This window comes from Streptomyces sp. NPDC058231, from assembly GCF_042882275.1.
In the GTDB taxonomy this organism is placed as follows: domain Bacteria; phylum Actinomycetota; class Actinomycetes; order Streptomycetales; family Streptomycetaceae; genus Streptomyces.
On the sequence record NZ_JBHVWN010000003.1, the window covers coordinates 73589 to 91775 of the forward strand.

Annotated in this window: 17 protein-coding genes; 9 read left to right on the forward strand and 8 right to left on the reverse strand. The window is 71.0% G+C overall.

Annotated features, from left to right (window positions below; translation table 11 throughout):
• Window position 1: 1 nt before the first annotated feature.
• Both thpD and ACFVXE_RS03170 read left to right on the forward strand, forming a co-directional pair.
• On the forward strand, window positions 2-895 hold the full coding sequence (gene thpD, locus ACFVXE_RS03165; RefSeq protein WP_389668638.1) for an ectoine hydroxylase: 894 nt from the start codon (window positions 2-4) through the stop codon (window positions 893-895).
• Window positions 896-990: 95 nt separating this feature from the next.
• The gene (locus ACFVXE_RS03170; protein ID WP_389668639.1) at window positions 991-2007 is read left to right on the forward strand and encodes a VOC family protein; all 1017 of its coding nucleotides are present in this window, start codon (window positions 991-993) and stop codon (window positions 2005-2007) included.
• A gap of 12 nt (window positions 2008-2019) precedes the next feature.
• Here the strand turns inward: ACFVXE_RS03170 and ACFVXE_RS03175 are convergent, their stop codons facing one another.
• Together ACFVXE_RS03175 and ACFVXE_RS03180 are read right to left on the reverse strand one after the other, a co-directional pair.
• Window positions 2020-3588, reverse strand: a complete 1569-nt coding sequence (locus tag ACFVXE_RS03175) for an arabinogalactan endo-beta-1,4-galactanase (RefSeq protein ID WP_389668641.1) — start codon at window positions 3586-3588, stop codon at window positions 2020-2022.
• A gap of 49 nt (window positions 3589-3637) precedes the next feature.
• Window positions 3638-5683 (reverse strand): beta-galactosidase, encoded by a 2046-nt coding sequence (locus tag ACFVXE_RS03180; protein ID WP_389668642.1) that lies wholly within the window; start codon window positions 5681-5683, stop codon window positions 3638-3640.
• A gap of 180 nt (window positions 5684-5863) precedes the next feature.
• Between ACFVXE_RS03180 and ACFVXE_RS03185 the strand changes: the two genes are divergently transcribed.
• Genes ACFVXE_RS03185 through ACFVXE_RS03200 form a run of 4 tightly spaced genes read left to right on the forward strand, consistent with a single transcriptional unit; the run spans window position 5864 to window position 10073 of the window.
• Complete coding sequence (locus ACFVXE_RS03185) at window positions 5864-7183, forward strand: ABC transporter substrate-binding protein (RefSeq protein WP_389668644.1); 1320 nt, start codon at window positions 5864-5866, stop codon at window positions 7181-7183.
• Window positions 7180-8106: a carbohydrate ABC transporter permease gene (locus tag ACFVXE_RS03190; protein ID WP_389668646.1), complete on the forward strand. Its 927-nt coding sequence runs from the start codon at window positions 7180-7182 to the stop codon at window positions 8104-8106. The genes ACFVXE_RS03185 and ACFVXE_RS03190 overlap by 4 nt, the downstream gene beginning before the upstream one ends.
• Complete coding sequence (locus tag ACFVXE_RS03195) at window positions 8103-8969, forward strand: carbohydrate ABC transporter permease (RefSeq protein ID WP_389668648.1); 867 nt, start codon at window positions 8103-8105, stop codon at window positions 8967-8969. The genes ACFVXE_RS03190 and ACFVXE_RS03195 overlap by 4 nt, the downstream gene beginning before the upstream one ends.
• Before the next feature lie 42 nt (window positions 8970-9011).
• Entirely contained in the window at window positions 9012-10073 is a 1062-nt protein-coding gene (locus ACFVXE_RS03200) for a LacI family DNA-binding transcriptional regulator (RefSeq protein ID WP_389668650.1), read from the forward strand.
• 4 nt (window positions 10074-10077) lie between these two features.
• Here the strand turns inward: ACFVXE_RS03200 and ACFVXE_RS03205 are convergent, their stop codons facing one another.
• Window positions 10078-11145 carry an alkene reductase gene (locus ACFVXE_RS03205; RefSeq protein WP_389668652.1) on the reverse strand — a complete coding sequence of 356 codons (1068 nt, stop codon included), beginning with the start codon at window positions 11143-11145 and terminating at the stop codon, window positions 10078-10080.
• A 132-nt stretch (window positions 11146-11277) separates the two neighbouring features.
• Here ACFVXE_RS03205 and ACFVXE_RS03210 point away from each other — a divergent pair, with 132 nt between their 5' ends.
• On the forward strand, window positions 11278-11772 hold the full coding sequence (locus ACFVXE_RS03210; RefSeq protein ID WP_389668654.1) for a MarR family winged helix-turn-helix transcriptional regulator: 495 nt from the start codon (window positions 11278-11280) through the stop codon (window positions 11770-11772).
• A gap of 19 nt (window positions 11773-11791) precedes the next feature.
• Here ACFVXE_RS03210 and ACFVXE_RS03215 read toward each other — a convergent pair whose 3' ends face one another.
• The 5 genes from ACFVXE_RS03215 to ACFVXE_RS03235 all read right to left on the reverse strand — a co-directional run bounded on the left by ACFVXE_RS03215 (window position 11792) and on the right by ACFVXE_RS03235 (window position 16721).
• Window positions 11792-12853 (reverse strand): aminotransferase class V-fold PLP-dependent enzyme, encoded by a 1062-nt coding sequence (locus ACFVXE_RS03215; RefSeq protein WP_389668656.1) that lies wholly within the window; start codon window positions 12851-12853, stop codon window positions 11792-11794.
• A gap of 100 nt (window positions 12854-12953) precedes the next feature.
• On the reverse strand, window positions 12954-13673 hold the full coding sequence (locus tag ACFVXE_RS03220; RefSeq protein ID WP_389668658.1) for a DsbA family oxidoreductase: 720 nt from the start codon (window positions 13671-13673) through the stop codon (window positions 12954-12956).
• 265 nt (window positions 13674-13938) lie between these two features.
• Window positions 13939-14412, reverse strand: coding sequence for a GNAT family N-acetyltransferase (locus tag ACFVXE_RS03225; protein ID WP_389668660.1), 474 nt, complete (start codon window positions 14410-14412; stop codon window positions 13939-13941).
• Between the two features lie 180 nt (window positions 14413-14592).
• On the reverse strand, window positions 14593-15204 hold the full coding sequence (locus ACFVXE_RS03230; protein ID WP_389668662.1) for a DUF1349 domain-containing protein: 612 nt from the start codon (window positions 15202-15204) through the stop codon (window positions 14593-14595).
• Entirely contained in the window at window positions 15201-16721 is a 1521-nt protein-coding gene (locus tag ACFVXE_RS03235; protein ID WP_389668664.1) for an aldehyde dehydrogenase (NADP(+)), read from the reverse strand. Before ACFVXE_RS03235 ends, ACFVXE_RS03230 begins: the two co-directional genes overlap by 4 nt.
• 155 nt (window positions 16722-16876) lie before the next feature.
• Between ACFVXE_RS03235 and ACFVXE_RS03240 the strand changes: the two genes are divergently transcribed.
• Together ACFVXE_RS03240 and ACFVXE_RS03245 are read left to right on the forward strand one after the other, a co-directional pair.
• Window positions 16877-17647, forward strand: a complete 771-nt coding sequence (locus ACFVXE_RS03240; RefSeq protein WP_037691667.1) for an IclR family transcriptional regulator — start codon at window positions 16877-16879, stop codon at window positions 17645-17647.
• A gap of 3 nt (window positions 17648-17650) precedes the next feature.
• Window positions 17651-18130 carry a GNAT family N-acetyltransferase gene (locus ACFVXE_RS03245; protein ID WP_389668666.1) on the forward strand — a complete coding sequence of 160 codons (480 nt, stop codon included), beginning with the start codon at window positions 17651-17653 and terminating at the stop codon, window positions 18128-18130.
• The last annotated feature ends 57 nt before the right edge of the window (window positions 18131-18187 follow it).

The following is an 18187-nucleotide window of genomic DNA, read 5'->3' on the forward strand; positions in this document are numbered from 1 at the left end:
CATGACCACCGACGTGCGTGTCGACCTGTACCCCAGCCGGGGCGCGGCCGAGATGGCGACTCCCCGCCAGGACCCGGTCATCTGGTCCACCCCGGGCGCCCCGGGTCCGGTCGCCGTGAAGGACCTGCAGGGCTTCGAGCGGGACGGTTTCCTCACCGTCGACCAGCTGATCACGCCCGACGAGGTCTCCGTCCTCCGGGCCGAACTCGACCGGCTGATCGCCGATCCCGCGGTCCGCGCCGACGAACGGTCCGTCATCGAACCGTCGTCGCAAGAGGTCCGGTCGGTCTTCGAGGTGCACCGGATCAGCGAGGTGTTCGCCCGGCTGGTCGAGGACGAGCGTGTGGTGGGCCGGGCCCGCCAGATCCTCGGTTCGGACGTCTACGTCCACCAGTCACGGATCAACGTCAAGCCCGGCTTCGGGGCTTCGGGGTTCTACTGGCACTCGGACTTCGAGACCTGGCACGCCGAGGACGGTCTGCCGCACATGCGGACCGTGTCCGTGTCGATCGCGCTGACCGAGAACCACGACACCAACGGCGGGCTGATGATCATGCCCGGCTCGCACAAGTCGTTCCTCGGCTGCGCGGGCGCGACGCCGGAGGACAACTACAAGAAGTCGCTGAAGACGCAGGACGCAGGCACCCCGTCCGACGAGGCGCTGACCAGGATGGCCGACCGGCACGGCATCAGGCTCTTCACGGGCCCGGCCGGGTCGGCGACCTGGTTCGACTGCAACTGCATGCACGGCTCGGGGGACAACATCACCCCGTACCCGCGCAGCAATGTCTTCATCGTCTTCAACAGCGTGGAGAACACGGCCGAGGAGCCGTTCGCGGCGCCGGCCAGGCGCCCGGAGTTCATCGGTGCGCGTGAGTTCACACCGGTGGGCTGAGGCGGTGGCGCGGTGGGCGGGGACGGTCCTGGCCGTCCCCGCCCACCGGTACAACCCGGTGGACCGGGACGTCCGCCAACAGCGAGAGTGAGAGCATGACTTCACTCGTACGTCACGTCACCATCGACTGCGCCGACGCCTACCGGCTCGGCGGTTTCTGGGCCGAGGTGCTCGGCGCAGCGCTCCACGACGACGACCGGCCCGGTGATCCCGAGGCGCTCGTCGAGACGCCCGGGGTCAAGCTGCTGTTCGTCACGGTGCCCGAACCCAAGAGCGTCAAGAACCGCGTCCATCTGGACATCCAGCCGCAGGACCGCACGCGTGACGAGGAGGTCGAGCGGCTGCTCGCCCTCGGCGCCACCCTCGTCGGCGACCACCGCAGGCCGAACGGCCGGGGCTGGGCGACCCTCGCCGACCCCGAGGGCAACGAGTTCTGCGTGGAGTGCGGAGCCGTCGAGCTGGCCACGCTGACCGCCGCCCGGCTGCCGGTCACCGCCGACGACGTGACCACCGCGGTCCACCTCTCGCTCGCCGCGCTCCGTGAGGTTCCGGAGGACCACTGGCGGGCACCCGCCGGGTCGCTGGAGTGGGACTCCTGGGAGACCGTGGAGCATCTGAACGACGATCTCTTCGCCTATGCGGCCCAGTTGGGCCCGAAGCGACCGCCACTGGACCGCGAGGTCCCGTTCCGCTGGGGAGCCGACCGCAAGGGCGGCCCGGCGAATTCGATCTTCGCGAACCCCGACGCAGGACCGGTCGGCCTGCTCCAGACCCTGGAGGCGAGCGGCGCCCTGCTGACTGCGATGGTGCGGACGACCGCGGCGGACGTCCGCTCCTACCACTCGTACGGGGTGTCCGACCCGGAGGGCTTCGCGGCCATGGGCATCGTGGAGACCCTGGTCCACACCCACGATGTCGTCCAGGGCCTGGACATCTCCTGGGCGCCGCCCGCCGACCTGTGCGACCGCGTGCTGGCCCGGCTCTTCCCGGACGCCCCGGACGACGCCGACCGGTGGACCGTGCTGCTCTGGTCCACCGGCCGCACCGAGCTGCCCGGGCGGGAGCGCCTCACCTCGTGGAAGTGGCGCAGCGCGCCGCTCGACGCCGCCTGACGTCCCAGCTTTCTACCGGTGGGAGAACCAGCTCGCTGCCGGGAGCAGCGTCGCGTTGTGGTCGAACAACGCCTGGTTCTCCCACGCGTTGCCGGACGCGGGGTCTGCCGGATCCCATCCGCTGCCGCTGACGGCGGTCCAGGCGGGCTCCCAGTACACGGCGCCGAGACCACGGCCGTTCGGGACGGCCTCGACGACGTTCATGACGTCCCGCAGGTTCGCCGCCTGACCGGCCGGTGTGGCGGGATAGCCGGCGACCAGCTGGTCCGGTGTCGCGATGTTGTTCTCCAGCGCGTCACCGTTGGCCAGCGTGTGGGCGTACGCCGTCTCGGCGACCAGCACCGGCTTGCCGTACCGCGAGGCGGCGTCGTCGAGGTTGGCCTGGAGGCCGGACAACGGTCCGTGCCAGTAGCCGTAGTACGAGAGCGCGATGACGTCGAACGGCACCCCGTACGACACGGCGTTGTCGAACCACCAGCGGGTGCCCGCGTTGTCGCCGCCCTCGGCCAGGTGCAGCGCGACCTTCGTACTCGACGAGACCGCCTTCGCTGCGTTCGCGCCCGAGGTGAGCAGACCCGCCAGCTGCGACCAGTTGTCGGTGGAGCCTTCCGGCCAGAGCATCCCGGCGTTGATCTCGTTGCCGATCTGCACCATGTCGGCCGTGGTGCCCTGCGCCTTGAGGGCGTTCAGCACGTCGTACGTGTGGTCGTAGACGTCCGTCCTCAGCCGGCTGTACGTATGGCCGGCCCAGGCGGCCGGCTTGTTCTGCTTGCCCGGGTCGGCCCAGCTGTCGGAGTAGTGGAAGTCGATGAGCACCTTCATGCCGAGGGCCTTGGCGCGCTTGGCCATGGCGAGGACATGGGTCTTGTCGTTGTATCCGTCGGCGGGGTCCACCCACACCTTGAGGCGGACGTAGTTCATCCCGGAGGCCTTGAGGATGCTCATCGCCTCGCCGGCCGTTCCGGTCGCGCCCCGGTAGGTCGCGCCGTGCGCCTCGTTCTTCGGGAGGGTGGAGAGGTCACCGCCCTTGACGGTGAGGCCGGTCGTTCCCGAGGTGAAGGAGATGTCGTCGAAGTTTGCCCACTCCCCCGCGTGCGCATCGGAGTCGAGGCTGATCGTGCAGGCTCCGCCGGTCACCTTGACGGAGGTGACCAGACGGATCCAGGCGCCGTTCGCGGTCGGTGGCAGGTCCGTGCGCTGTTCGGCGCTTCCGCAGTTGCGCAGGGCGATGTACGCGGAGTTCTGGCCGCCGCTGGAGCGGACCCAGGCGCTCAGGGTGTACGTGCCGTCGGTGAGCCCGGAGAGGTACTGGTAGGTCTCCACCTTGTAGGCCGAAGCGGACCAGTGGGTCAGCCGGTTGCTGCCGCCGTGGCCGCCCGCCTCGGTGAAGGAGGCGTCGGTCCGGCCGTCTGCCGAGTAGGCCGACCAGCCGGTGCTGCCCGATTCGAAGCCGGTGTCGGTGGGGGTGGTGGCCGCGTGGGCGGCCTGGGCGGGCAGTGCGGCGAACAGCAGGCCGGCGAGGGCCGACACCACCGCCGCTCGCGCGCGTCCAGGTGGCTTTCCGTGCGTCTTTCCGTACATCGTCGATGTCCCTTCGACCGTTGCGCGGGAATTGCGGGGCTTGGGCGACTCAGCCGTCGAGGCGGACGACCCGGACCGCGCCCGCCGGAACGGCGAGGCGGCCCACGGTGTGCTCGCCGGTGAGGAGTTCGGTGCCGGGGCCGTCGAGCAGTACCTTCGCGTCGTCCCCGGTGTGGTTGATCGCGAAGAGGTACGTGCCGCTGCCGCCGGTGCGGCGTACGACCTCGACGTCATGCGGGAGGCCGGTGCGCGGTGCGATCCGGGCGTCGTCACAGGCCCGGTCGAGGACGGCGTCGAGGTGGGGTCCGGACAGCCGGGTGGAGATGTACCAGGCGGTGCCCCTGCCCAGGCGGTGCCGGGTGACGGCGGGGCGGCCCGCGGGAATGCCGTCGGCGTAGGACCAGACGGTCTCGGCGCCGCGCGGGATCACCACGTCCGACCACAGGTCGCCGGTCAGCTCCGGACCTTCGGTGGCGCCCTCGGGCGTGATCAGGCGGACCGTCCCGCCCTCGCCGAGCGGTGAGAACTCCTCGATCGTCAGCCCCAGTACGTCCCGCAGGGCGCCCGGGTAGGGCCCCGGGTGCACGGCGTCCTGGGTGTCGACGATGCCGGAGAAGTAGGAGACGACGAGCGTGCCGCCGTTCTCGACGTAGCTCCGCAGGTTCCGGCCGGTCTCCTCGGTGGCGAGGTAGAGGGCCGGGACGACGACCAGCGGGTACCCGGACAGATCGGCGTCCGGGTGGGCGAAGTCGACGGTGAGGTGGCGGTCGTACATCGAGGCGTAGAAGGTGTCGGCGCGCTCGCGGGCGTCGTGGTCCTCGCTCGGGCGCCACTCCAGCTTCTGCGCCCACCAGGACTGCCAGTCCCAGAGCATGGCCGCGTCCGCGACGGTTCGGGTCCCGCGGATGCCGCTCAGCAGGCCGAGGTCGGCGCCGAGCCCGGAGACCTCGCGCCACACCCGGGAGTCCGTACCGGCGTGCGGCACCATCGCCGAGTGGAACTTCTCCGCGCCGCTGCGGGACTGCCGCCACTGGAAGAACATGGCGCCGTCGGAGCCGCGCGCGACATGGGCGAGGCTGTTGCGGGCCATCTCGCCCGGGCGCTTGGCGGGGTTGCGGGGCTGCCAGTTGACGCCGCTGGTGGAGTGCTCCAGGAGCAGCCAGGGTGCACCGCCCGCGACGGAGCGGGTGAGGTCGGCGGCCATCGCGAGATTGACATGGGTGCGGCGGCCGTCGGTGATCAGATAGTGGTCGTTGGTCACGAGATCGGTCTCGCGGCCCCAGGCCCAGTAGTCGACGGAGTCGCACTGGCTGAGGGCGGTCATGAAGTTGGTGGTGACCGGGATGCCGGGGGCGAGGCGGTGCAGGATGTCCCGTTCACTGCAGAAGTTCTCGCGCATGGTGGCGTCGGCGAAGCGGGCGTAGTCCAGGCGCTGCGCCGGGTTGGCGACGGTCGGAGTGGCGCGGGGCGGGTCGATCTCGTCGAGACTGCGGTAGCCCTGGCCCCAGAAGGCGGTGCCCCAGGCTTCGTTGACGGCGTCGACGCCGCCGTGGCGGCCTACCAGCCAGCGGCGGAAGTGAGCGGCGCAGTTGTCGCAGTAGCAGGCACTGACCGGAACGCCGTACTCGTTGTGGACGTGCCACATCGCGAGCGCCGGATGGTCTGCGTACCGGCGGGCGAGCTGTTCGGTGATGTTCGCCGCAGCCGACCGGTAGGCGGGGTTGCTGTGGCAGATCGCGCCGCGTGACCCGAAGGCGTAGCGGACACCCTCGCGGCTGACCGGGAGGGCCTCCGGGTGGGCGCGGTAGAACCAGGCGGGCGGGGCGACGGTGGGGGTGCCGAGGTCGACCCGGATACCGGCCTCGTGCAGCAGATCGAGGACCCGGTCGAGCCAGCCGAAGTCGTATGCGCCGGGCTCCGGTTCGAGAAGCGCCCAGGAGAAGATCCCGACGCTGACCATGGTCACGCCGGCTTCCCGCATCAGGGCCACGTCCTCGTGCCAGACCTCCTCCGGCCACTGCTCGGGGTTGTAGTCGCCGCCGAAGGCGAGCTTGCGCAGACCGTGCGGGGCAGGCTCGGGCGCGGTGTGCGGCATGGGGGTCTCCTGGGCTCTTTGGTACAACTTCTGGGAACGTGCACACACACTCTGGGTGGCGCAGAGCCAACATAACCGCACAGCAACAACCATTGACAAGCGTCGGATTCGTTTCTCTACTGTGAACGCTCACAGCGCATCTCGGCGCTGCACCCTCGCTTCTCGTCAGGGGAGAATTCCATGAAGTACCGCATCGTCGCGGTGTCCACGGCCGCTGCACTCGCCGCCACCGGCCTGCTCTCGGGCTGCGGCTCGTCGCACGGCGACAGCGGGGACGGCCCGGCCGCATCCGGCCCCGTCTCACTCACCTACTGGGCCTGGGCGCCCGGCCTGGACAAGGTCGCGGACATCTGGAACGCGGGCGAGGGCAAGAAGACCGGTGTCAAGGTCACGGTGAAGAAGCAGGCGTCGGGCGACGACCTGGTCACCAAGATCATCACAGCGGCCAAGGCCCACAAGGCCCCCGACCTGGTACAGGCGGAGTACCAGGCGCTCCCCACCCTGGTCTCCAACGATGTGCTCGCCGACATATCCAAGGAGGCTGGCGACGCGAAGGGCGAGTTCGCCGACGGCATCTGGCAGCAGACGACCCTCGGATCGGACGCCCTGTACGCCGTACCGCAGGACTCCGGCCCGCTGATGTTCTACTACCGCCAGGACCTGTTCAAGCAGTACGGCCTGTCCGTGCCCACCACCTGGGACGAGTTCGCCGAGACGGCCCGCACGCTGAAGAAGAAGGCGCCGGGCAAGGACCTCACCACGTTCTCCTCGAACGACTCCGGTCTCTTCGCGGGCCTCGCCCAGCAGGCCGGGGCGAAGTGGTGGACCACCGGCGGCGACAAGTGGAAGGTCGCCATCGACGACGCCGCCACGCGGAAGGTCGCCGACTTCTGGGGCGGTCTGGTCAAGGAGGGCGCCATCGACAACCAGCCGATGTACACCCCGGCCTGGAACAAGGCGCTCAACACCGGCAAGCAGATCGCCTGGGTCAGCGCGGTCTGGGCGCCCGGCACCCTCACCACGGCGGCGCCCGACACCAAGGGCAAGTGGGCCATGGCCCCGCTCCCCCAGTGGACGGCCGGCCAGAACGTCACCGGAAGCTGGGGCGGCTCCTCCACCGCCGTCACCAACGACTCCAAGAACAAGGCCGCCGCCGCGACCTTCGCGAAGTGGCTGAACACGAACCCCGAGGCGCTGGCCGCGCTGGTCAAGGAGAGCGGCATCTACCCCGCCGCCACGGTCGCCCAGACCGGGGGCGCGCTCGCCCAGGCCCCGGACTACTTCTCCAACCAGTCCGACTTCTACACGAAGGCCGCCGAGATCGCGAAGGGCACCGCCCCCGCCGCCTGGGGCCCGAACGTGAACGTCGCGTACACCGCCTTCAAGGACAACTTCGCCGAAGCGGCCAAGAGCAGGTCGGACTTCGGGCCCGCCCTGACCGCGATGCAGGACGCCACCGTCGCCGACCTCAAGAAGCAGGGCTTCGGAGTCTCCGAGTGACACGCGCACGCCGCAGGAGTGCGTACGGGGTCAAGAGCGCCCCGTACGCCTTCCTGGCTCCCGCCATCGTGCTCTTCCTGCTCTTCTTCGCCCTTCCCATCGGGTACGCGCTCTACCTCAGCTTCCGCAGGACCGAGGTCGAGGGGCTGGGTCTGGGCAGAGGCGCCCGCAAGGAGATCTGGGCCGGCTTCGCCAACTACGCCGGCGCGCTCTCCGACTCGGAACTGCTGCACGGCGCGCTGCGCATCCTCGGCTACGGCGTGATCGTCGTCCCCGTGATGCTCGGCCTCGCCCTGCTGTTCGCCCTGCTCCTGGACACCGACCGGCTCCGGCTGCGGGGCTTCTCCCGGCTCGCGATCTTCCTGCCGTACGCGATCCCGGGCGTCGTCGCCGCACTCATGTGGGGCTTCCTCTACCTCCCGGACGTCAGCCCCTTCTTCTACCTTCTCGGCAGGGCGGGGCTCCCGCAGCCCGATCTGCTCGACGGCGGGCCGCTGTATCTCGCCCTCGCCAACATCGCGGTCTGGGGCGGCACCGGCTTCAACATGATCGTGATCTACACCTCGCTGCGGGCGATCCCGGGCGAGGTGTTCGAGGCGGCACGGCTGGACGGCTGCTCGCAACTGCAGATCGCGCTCCGGATCAAGATCCCGATGGTGGCGCCGTCACTGGTCCTGACGTTCTTCTTCTCGATCATCGCGACGCTCCAGGTGTTCAGCGAGCCGACGACGCTGAAGCCGCTCACCAACTCGCTCTCCACCACCTGGAGTCCGCTGATGAAGGTCTACCAGGACGCCTTCGTCAACAACGACATCTACGCGGCGGCCGCTCAGGCGGTCATCATCGCCGTCGCCACCCTGGCCCTGTCCTTCGGCTTCCTCAGGGCGGCCAACTCCCGTACGCCGAAGGGAGATTCCCGATGAGTACGCCGCACCTCGCATCCACCCCCGCAGGTCCGCGCCGCTTCGCGCTCGTGCCGACCGCCGCGCTGCTCCTCGGCGCGCTCTACTGCCTGCTGCCCGTCGCCTGGGTACTGGTCGCCTCGACCAAGTCCGGCAGCGAGCTGTTCTCCACCTTCACGTTCCTGCCGGGCACCGGCTTCCGCCGGAACGTCGCCGATCTGTCGGCGTACCGCGACGGTGTGTACTGGAAGTGGATGGCCAACTCGGCGTTCTACGCCGGAGCCGGCGCCCTGCTGTCCACGGCCGTCTCCGCGGTATCGGGGTACGCCCTGGCCGTGTACCGGTTCCGCGGGCAGGAGAGCATCTTCAACATCCTGCTGGCCGGCGTGCTGATGCCGCCGGTGATCCTCGCCGTACCGCAGTACCTGCTGCTGGCCGAGGCCGACCTGACGGACTCCTACCTCTCGGTCCTGCTGCCGGTGATCCTGTCCCCGTACGGTGTGTATCTCGCCCGGATCTACGCGGCCTCCGCCGTACCGGGCGATGTGATCGAGGCGGGACGGATGGACGGCGGCAGCGAGTGGCGGATCTTCCGCACCATCGCTCTGCCGATGATGCTGCCGGGTCTGGTGACCGTCTTCCTGTTCCAGTTCGTCGCGATCTGGAACAACTTCCTGCTCCCGTACATCATGCTCGGTGACGACGAGAAGTTCCCGGTCACCCTGGGCCTCTACACCCTGCTCCAGCAGGGCTCCACCACCCCGGCCCTCTATACCCTGGTGATCACGGGGGCGCTGCTGGCGATCGTCCCGCTGATCGCGCTGTTCCTCGTCATCCAGCGCTTCTGGAGCCTCGACCTGCTCTCCGGCGCCGTAAAGTCCTGACCGGTCCCCGCCAGGGCTTCCATTGATGAAAGATCATGCACCATGAGCCGCACAGAACAGCCCGGGCAGCCCGGCCGGCACGGACAGTCCGGCACGGGACGCCGCAGGCCGCCGACCATCCACGACGTGGCACGGGAGGCCGGGGTCTCGCGCGGCACGGTCTCGCGGGTACTCAACGGGGGGCACAACGTCAGCCCGGCCGCGCTCGATGCGGTCAACTCCGCGATCCGTAAGACCGGCTACACGGTGAACCGGCACGCCAGGTCACTGATCACCGGCCGCTCCGACTCGGTGGCGTTCCTGCTCACCGAGCCGCAGGAGCGGTTCTTCGAGGACCCGAACTTCAATGTGCTGCTGCGGGGCTGCACCGCCGCGCTCGCCGCGCACGACATCCCGCTGCTGCTGATGATCGCGGGGACCGAGGCGGAACGCCGCCGGAACATGCGGTACATCGCCGGTCATGTGGACGGGGTGCTGCTGGTCTCCAGTCACTCCGGCGACCCGGTCGCCGCCCGGCTGCACGAGGCCGGGGTCCCGCTCGTCGCCTGCGGCAAGCCGCTCGGACAGGGCTCGAAGGTCAGCTATGTGGCGGCCGACGACCGGGACGGCGCCCGGGACATGGTGCGTTATCTGTACGGGTCGGGGCGCCGCCGGATCGGTACGGTCAGCGGCCCGCTGGACACCCCCGGCGGCGTGGAACGGCTGGCGGGCTACCGCGAGATGCTCGCCGAGTGCGGGCTGCCCGCCGACGACGCGCTGATCGTCCCGGGCGACTACAGCCGGGCGAGCGGCGAGGCGGCCGCCGCGCTGCTGCTGGAGCGGGCCCCCGACCTCGACGCGGTGTTCGTCGCCTCCGACCTGATGGCGCAGGGCGTGCTGGCCGCGCTGGAGAAAGCCGGGCGGCGGGTGCCGGAGGATGTCGCGGTCGGCGGCTTCGACGACTCGCCCGCGGCGCTCGCGTCCCGGCCCGAGCTGACCACGATCCGGCAGCCGTGGGACCGGATCAGCGCCGAGATGGTACGGGTGCTGCTGGCCCGGATCGGCGGGGAGGAGCCGTCCGCGGTGATCCTCCCCACCGAACTGGTGCGCCGGGATTCGGCGTAGGCCCTCAGGCTCCCAGCGCCGGGTAGTCGACGTACCCCTTCGCGTCCCCGCCGAAGAAGGTGGACGGGTCCGGGGTGTTGAACGGGCCGCCTGCCTTCAGCCGGGCGGGCAGGTCCGGGTTGGCGAGGAAGAGGGCGCCGTACGAGATGATGTCGGCGATCCCGTCGTCGATCACCGAGTGGTCGTCCGGTCCGGTCGGTCCGTCCGTCAGCACGTTGACGACCAGGGTGCCGGAGAACTGCTTGCGCAGCGTGAGGGTCAGCTCGCGGATCTCCACCGCCTCCATGATGTGCAGATAGGCGAGGCCGAGCGGTTCGATCTCCCGCACCAGCGCGGTGTAGACGGCGTCCGGCGCGGGCTCGTCGATGCCGTTGTACGGGTTTCCGGGCGAGATGCGCAGCCCGGTCCGTGCCGCGCCGATCTCGGCGGCGACGGCCCTGACCACCTCGACGGCGAACCGGATGCGGGCCTCGTCGGAGCCGCCCCACTCGTCGGTGCGCAGGTTGGTGTTGGGCGCGAGGAACTGGTGGATCAGGTAGCCGTTGGCGCCGTGCAGCTCCACCCCGTCGAAGCCGGCGTCGACGGCGTTGCGGGCGGCGGACACGAAGTCGGCCACGGTCTGCCGGACCTCGTCGCCGGTCAGCTCGCGCGGCTCGACGAAGTCCTTCGGTCCCACGTGGGTGTGGACCTGGCCGGGGGCGCTGACCGGGGAGGCGCTGACCGGGGTCAGTCCGTCCGGCAGCAGGACCGGGTGGCCGATCCGGCCCGCGTGCATGATCTGGGCGAAGATCCGGCCGCCCGCCGCGTGCACCGCGTCGGTGACCCTGCGCCACGACGCGACCTGCTCGGCGCTGTGCAGCCCCGGGGTGAAGGGGTAGCCCTGACCCACCACCGACGGCTGGATGCCCTCGGTGATGATGAGCCCGGCCGAGGCGCGCTGCGCGTAGTACTCGACCGTGAGATCGGTGGCGGTCCCGCCCTCACCGGCCCGGCTGCGGGTCATCGGGGCCATGGCGATGCGGTTGGCAAGCTGTGTGCCGGACAGGTCGATCGGGTCGAATACGGTGGTCACGGAAACCCCCAGAGATTATGTGGTCGGCCAATTAAATGCGGCGGCGCCACTGTAACGCATTTACTTGGCCGACCAAGGTAAAGTCTTGGACAGCTGCCTGAACCTGGCGGAAAGCAGCCACGAGGAGTCCCCATGAAGGCCGAACCCGTCGACCCCGTCTGTACCGAGCTGCCGAGCGCAGCCCGCGGCGGGCCGGTCAGTCACGCCGTCTCGCGCGTCGCCCGGCTGCACCGGATCGCTGCGGGCCGGGCGCTCCGGCGGGCCGGGCTCTACCCCGGCCAGGAATTCCTGATGATGCACCTGTGGGACACGGGCGCGGTGCGGCAGTCGGAGCTGATCAAGGCGGTCGACCTCGACCCGTCGACCGTCACCAAGATGCTCCAGCGGCTCGAACAGGCCGGCCACGTCAGCCGTTGCCCCGACCCGGGCGACCGGCGGGCCGTCCTGGTCGAGGCGAGCGCCGACAGCTGCGCACTCCACTCCGACGTGGAGCGGGCCTGGACGGATCTGGAGGAGCACACGCTCGCCGGCCTGGACGCGACGGAGCGCACCGAGCTGGCCCGGCTGCTCGCCAAGGTCGAGGAGAACCTCTCCCGGCAGGCCGGGGACTGCCCCGGCGGCGGCTGACCGGAAGCGGGGCGGCCGGTCAGCCCGCCAGCACCTCCAGCGCGTGGTCCATGTCGGCCTGCGTGTTGTAGAGGTGGAAGGCCACCCGCAGGTTCCCGGCCCGGTCCGAGACCGTGATGCCGGCCCGTGCCAGCGCCGGCTCCCGGCTGCCGAGCCCCGGTACGGCGACGACCGCGGTCCCGCCGGGCACCGGCTCGTGACCGATCGCGGCCAGCCCGGTACGGAACCGGGCGGCGAGTGCGGTGTTGTGGGCATGCACGGCATCGATGCCGATCTCGGCCAGCAGCGCGAGGGAGCGCTCGGCCCCGTGGTACGCGAGGAAGGCGGGTGCCTCGTCGAAGCGGCGTGCGGTCGCCGCGAGCCGGTCGATCGGACCGTAGGTGCTGTTCCAGCGGTCCTCTGCGGCCACCCAGCCCGCGAAGAGGGGCGGCAGGGAATCCTGCACCTCCTCGGTGAGGGTGAGGAACGACGTACCACGCGGGCAGAGCAGGAACTTGAAGCCACCCGTGACGGTGTAGTCGTACGCTCCGGCGTCCAGCGGCAGCCAGCCGGCGGACTGGGTGGCGTCGAGAAGGACCCGGGCCCCGTGCGCGGCGGCCGCCGCGCGGACCGCGTCGAGGTCGGCCAGGCGGCCGTCGGCGGACTGCACGGAGGAGAGGGCGACGAGCGAGGTCGTGGGCCGCATCGCCTCGGCCATGCCGTCCAGCGGGACGTACCGCGTCCGCAGATCCCCGCGGGCCGCGAACGGGCCGACGACCGAGCTGAACTCCCCTTCGGGCAGGAGCACTTCGGCGCCCGGCCGCAGCGAGGCCGCGATGAGACCGACGTGGACGGCGACCGAGCTGCCGATGGCGACCCGGTCGGGGCCGACGCCGACGAGCGCGGCGAACCGGGACCGCGCGGCGTCCACGACTTCGAAGCTGCCCGCACCCGAGCCGGTGCCCGAGGCGTTCTCGTCGACGAGCGCCTTCACCGCCTCGACGGTGCGGTGGGGCAGCAGCCCGCAGCTGGAGGTGTTGAGATACGTGGTCTTGGGCGCAAACTCGGCGCCTGCCACCTGGACGAGCGAGGAGGTCTCCATGCACCTACCCTGGATCCCCCTCAACTCATCGTCAATCACGAAGAATTGAGGGGAACTCCCCAGCAGTGCTCATGCGTGCCGCTGGGCGGGGTGGTACGGGTCAGCCCTGGGCGCCGGTCTGCGGGACCTCGCACGTCCCGTCGGCGTCGCAGGCCGCCCCGTCCGAACCGATGGCGGTCAGCGGGCGGTCCTTCCACGCCTGCTCCAGCGCCTGCGCGAAGACCTCGGCGGGCTGGCCACCGGAGATCCCGTACCGCCGGTCGAGGACGAAGAACGGCACGGCGTTGGCGCCCAGTTCGGATGCCTCCTGCTCGTCGGCCCGCACCTCGGCCGCGTACGCCTGCGGGTCGGCGAGCACGGCGCGCGCCTCGCCGCCGTCGATACCGGCCTCGACGGCGAGCTCGACCAGCACGTCGTCGTCGAAGACGGACCGCTCCTCGGCGAAGTTCGCCCGGTAGGCGAGCGTCAGCAGCTCGTCCTGGCGACCGCGGGCCTTGGCGAGGTGGAGCAGCCGGTGGATGTCGAAGGTGCTGCCGTGATCGCGCCCCTCGGTCCGGTAGCCGAGCCCTTCGGCCTGTGCGTTGGCCGCCACGTCGGCCTCCATGGACCGGGCTTCCTCACGGGTACGCCCGTACTTCTGCGCCAGCATGTCGATCACCTGCGCGGTGTCGCCCTTGGCCCGGCCCGGGTCGAGCTCGAAGGAACGGTGCACGACCTCGACCTCGTCGCGATGGGCGAACCCCGCCAGGCCCTTCTCGAAGCGGGCCTTGCCGATGTAGCACCAGGGGCAGGCGATGTCGCTCCAGATCTCGACGCGCATGACTCTTCTTCTCTCCGGAATGTGGTTCGGCCCGCACGGTTCGCGTACGGGCAGCGCGGAGGGACCCTCCGCTCTCCCCGGAACACGCGTCCGGACCCGGTCATTCCCGTACCGCCGGACCGGGCCGGTCACCCGGTCACAGCATGGCCCGGTCCAGCGGGCTCGGCAGCGGCTGCAGCGCACCGGCGTCCGGTCCCTTCGCGCGCCCCCGTCGGCCCTGTTGTCTGCGTACCGGGGCCCGCTCTTCCGCCGAGGCACTCCGGGGTCAGCGTGCCACCGCGAGCCGCAGCGACAGATGGGTGCCGTGCTGCGGGCGCCCGGGGTCGGGGGTCCAGCCGTGCCGGACGTAGAAGGCCTGGGCGCGGGTGTTGTGCACGAAGACTTCCAGCCGGGCGGCGTCCACCCCGGCCAGCCGCCAGGCGTCGACGCACGCGGTGTGGAGCTCCGTACCGATTCCGGTGCGCCAGTGGGCCGGCGCGACATGGAGCTGCGTGAGCGTCATGTCCCCTTCGCGTACGGCGTAGGCGGCGATGCCGACGAGGACACCGTCCCGTTCGGCGCAGAGCACGGTGGCGTCGGGGCGGTCTATCGCCCGGGACCAGCCACCGCGGCTGCGCCCGACCTCCGCGGCGCCCGCGTACTCCTCCTCCGGGAGGTGCCCCCGGTAGTAGGTGGCGCGGGCCTCGGTGTGCAGTTGGACCATGGCGTCGAGATCGACGGGCGTGGCTGTTCTGATCATGCGGGAAGGGACGCGGCGGACCGGCCCGCGGTTGCCTCGGCCGCCTCGGTGGGCAGTGCTCCTCCGGTCCGGGGTGCCTGTTTTCTCGCCCCGGACCGGGAGAACGCCCACGCCCGTCCGGCGCTTGAGGACAAACCCCCGCCCGGGGACAGGGCCGCCGCGGCGCCCCACCCCAAGCGCTCAGACGCCGCCGCGCAGGTCTGCCGGCCCCTCCGGGCGGAACGTGATCCGGTCGAACGCCACCTCGCAGCCCCCGCCGGTCGGCGACTGGACCATGAAGCCGACGGACGCCGCCGCCGTCGCCTCCACGTCGCCGAGGGCGAAGGTGCGGACGAAGGTCCACTTCTCGCCGTCGGCGGAGGAGTGGAAGGCGAAGGCCCTGCCCGTGCGGCTGAGCCGCAGCCAGAAGCTGTCGCCCTCCACGACGGTGGAGTTGACGTCGTCGGAGTGGCCACGGGTGACGACCGTGCACACCGTGGGGCGGTCCGGGGAGAGTTCCAGGCAGAGCTTCGCCCACTCCCGTTCCCCGACGTGCAGATAGAGCACTCCGGCGTCGAAGGCCGCGGCGAAGCCGACCTTCACCCGGGCGATCAGCTGGAAGTCGCCCTGCGGCGGGGCGCCGAGCAGCCGCGGCGCGTCGGCCGCGGGTTCGAGCGCATCGCCGCCGGGCGGCACGAACCGGTCCTGCCGGGCGCCCGCCCGGCCGGTCAGGACGCCGTCGCGGTACGTCCACTCCCCTTCGGGGCCGAGCGGCCTGAGCTCGAAGGGAAGCTCGGGCAGGTCCACCGTCATGCGCGACGCCCGTCGACGCGGCGCGGCAGACCCAGCGGGTTGTCCTCGCGGAGCTCCGGCGGCAGCAGGGCCTCCGGCGTCGTCTGGTAGCTGACCGGGCGCAGCCAGCGCTCGATCGCGGTGGCGCCGACCGAGGTGGAGGTGGAGGTGGTGGCCGGGTAGGGGCCGCCGTGGTGCTGGGCAGGAGCGACGGCGACACCGGTCGGCCAGCCGTTGACGAGGACCCGGCCGGCCAGCGGGGTGAGGGCCGCGAGGAGTCCGGGGGCGTCGGCGTCGGCACCCTCCGTGGCGATCTGGAGGGTGGCGGTGAGGTTGCCGGGGAGCCGGGAGAGGACGGCGGTGACCTCGTCCTCGGATCCGTACCGGGCGATGACGGTGACCGGCCCGAAGCATTCCTCCAGGAGCGCGTCGTGCGGCCCCTCGGCCGCCAGCAGCTGCGCCGGTACGGTCAGGAAGCCTGCGGACACGGTGTGTTCGCCGCCCGCGCCGGGGGTGACCGGGGCTTCGACATCGGGCAGTTCGGCCCGTTCGCGTACGCCTGCGAGGAAGGCGTCGCGCATCCGGTGGTCGAGCATGACTCCGGCCTCGCTGTCGCTGACCGCCTCGGTCAGCGATTTCAGCAGCCGGTCGCCGGTCTCACCCGCGGGGGCCAGCACGAAGCCGGGCTTGGTGCAGAACTGGCCGGCGCCCATGGTCATCGAGCCCGCGAGCCCGGCGCCGATCTGCTCGCCGCGCTCGGCGGCTGCCGCCTCGGTGACGACGACGGGGTTGAGGGAACCGAGTTCGCCGTGGAAGGGGATCGGGGCGGGGCGGGCGGCCGCAGCGTCGAAGAGCGCCCTTCCGCCGCGGACCGAGCCGGTGAACCCGGCGGCGGCCACGAGCGGGTGCTTGACCAGTTCGACGCCGGCCTCGAAGCCGTGCACCAGGATCAGCACGTCCTCGGGCAGCCCCACCTGGGCGGCGGCCCTGCGCAGCACGGAGGCGCAGAGCTCGGACGTGGCGGGGTGGTCGGGGTGCGCCTTGACGACGACCGGGCAGCCGGCCGCCAGGGCGCTGGCGGTGTCGCCGCCGGGCACGGAGAAGGCGAGCGGGAAGTTGCTGGCCGCGTAGACGGCGACGACACCGAGCGGGATCTTGTAGCGGCGCAGGTCGGGCCAGGGCGGGGTCCTGGTGTCGTCCGCGTGGTCGATGTGGATGTCGAGGAAGGCGCCCTCGTCGACGACCTCGGCGAAGGCCCTCAGCTGGGCGGCGGTGCGGGCGAGTTCGCCGGTGAGCCGGGCCGGGCCGAGCGCGGTCTCCGCGTCGGCGGCCTCGATGACGTGCTCCCCCGCCTCGGCGAGCAGATCGGCCGCGGTGCGCAGGAACGCGGCGCGTACGGTTCGGTCGGCGAGCGACTCCCGTACCGCGTGTGCCGCTCTGACCGCGCGGTCGACCTCCTCCGCTGTAGCCTCCACGGCAACCTGCTCACGCGGGTTCCCGGTTCGGGGGTCGACGCTCCAGACTGGTGCTGCTGCCACCGTGTTTCCTTCCGCTCCACTGCCACACATCAGAAGTTGTTCGGTATTCTGAACAGAGTTCCTGATCGTGAATATGCGGCGACTCTATTTCCGGCCGTTCAGTGTTGGCAAGAAGTCGCAGGGTTTCGTAAGTGGGCTGGAAGGGGCGTAGGGCGATGTCGGTTGCCGAGTCAGGTGGGGCACAGGTCAAGTCCGCGGTACGGACGGTGGAACTGCTGGAATACTTCGCCGGCCGTCCCGGCATGCACTCGCTGGCGGCGGTGCAGGAAGCAGTCGGATACCCCAAGTCGAGCCTCTACATGCTGCTGCGCACCCTGGTCGAACTGGGCTGGGTGGAGACCGACGCGACCGGGACCCGGTACGGCATCGGCGTGCGGGCGCTCCTGGTCGGCACCTCGTACATCGACGGTGACGAGGTCGTCGCCGCCGCCCGCCCGACGCTGGACCGGCTCTCCGACGACACCACGGAGACCATCCACCTCGCCCGCCTCGACGGCACGAACGTGGTCTACCTCGCCACCCGCCAGTCCCAGCACTACCTGCGGCCCTTCACCCGGGTCGGTCGGCGGCTGCCCGCACACTCCACCTCGCTCGGCAAGGCGCTGCTGGCCACCCACAGCGACGAGCAGGTCCGCAAGATGCTGCCGGAGACACTGCCCGCGCTGACCGAGCACACCCTCACCGACCGCGAGAAGCTGATCGAGGAGCTGCACCTCATCCGCGAGCAGGGGTACGCGGTGGACCGCGAGGAGAACACGCTGGGGCTGCGCTGCTTCGGGGTCGCCATCCCGTACCGGACCCCGGCCCGGGACGCGATCAGCTGCTCGGTTCCGGTCGCCCGGCTCACCCCGGCGCACGAGCAGATGGTCAAGGACGCGCTGTTCGACGCGCGGGACCGGCTGACGCTCGCCACCCGCAGGCTCTGACCCGTGGGCCCGGCCGAGGTGACGCTGCGCGAGGTGCGCGACACCGATCTACCGCTCTTCCACGCGTACATGTCCGACCCGGAGTCGGTCCGCATGGCGGCCTTCACCGCCGAGGACCCGGACGACCGGGCCGCGTTCGACGCCCACTGGGCCCGGATACGGGCCGACTCCTCCGTCGTGCTGCGCACGGTGCTCGCCGACGGTGAGGTGGTGGGCAACACCGGGGTGTACGGGCCCGAGGGCGACCGGCAGGTCATGTACTGGATCCACCGGGCGCACTGGGGGCGCGGGTACGCGACGGCTGCGCTGCGGGCGCTGCTCGCCGCCGTACCGGAACGGCCCCTGCACGCCGGGGCGGCGGCCGACAACACCGGTTCGGTGGCGGTGCTGCGCAAGTGCGGGTTCACCGTCACGGGCAAGGACCGGAATTTCGCGAACGCCCGCGGCGAGCTGACCGACGAGCTGCTCTTCACGCTGGGCTGAGAGCCGGGTGCGGGCGGTACGACCCGGAACGCACGGATGAGAAAGCGGTGAGAAGCG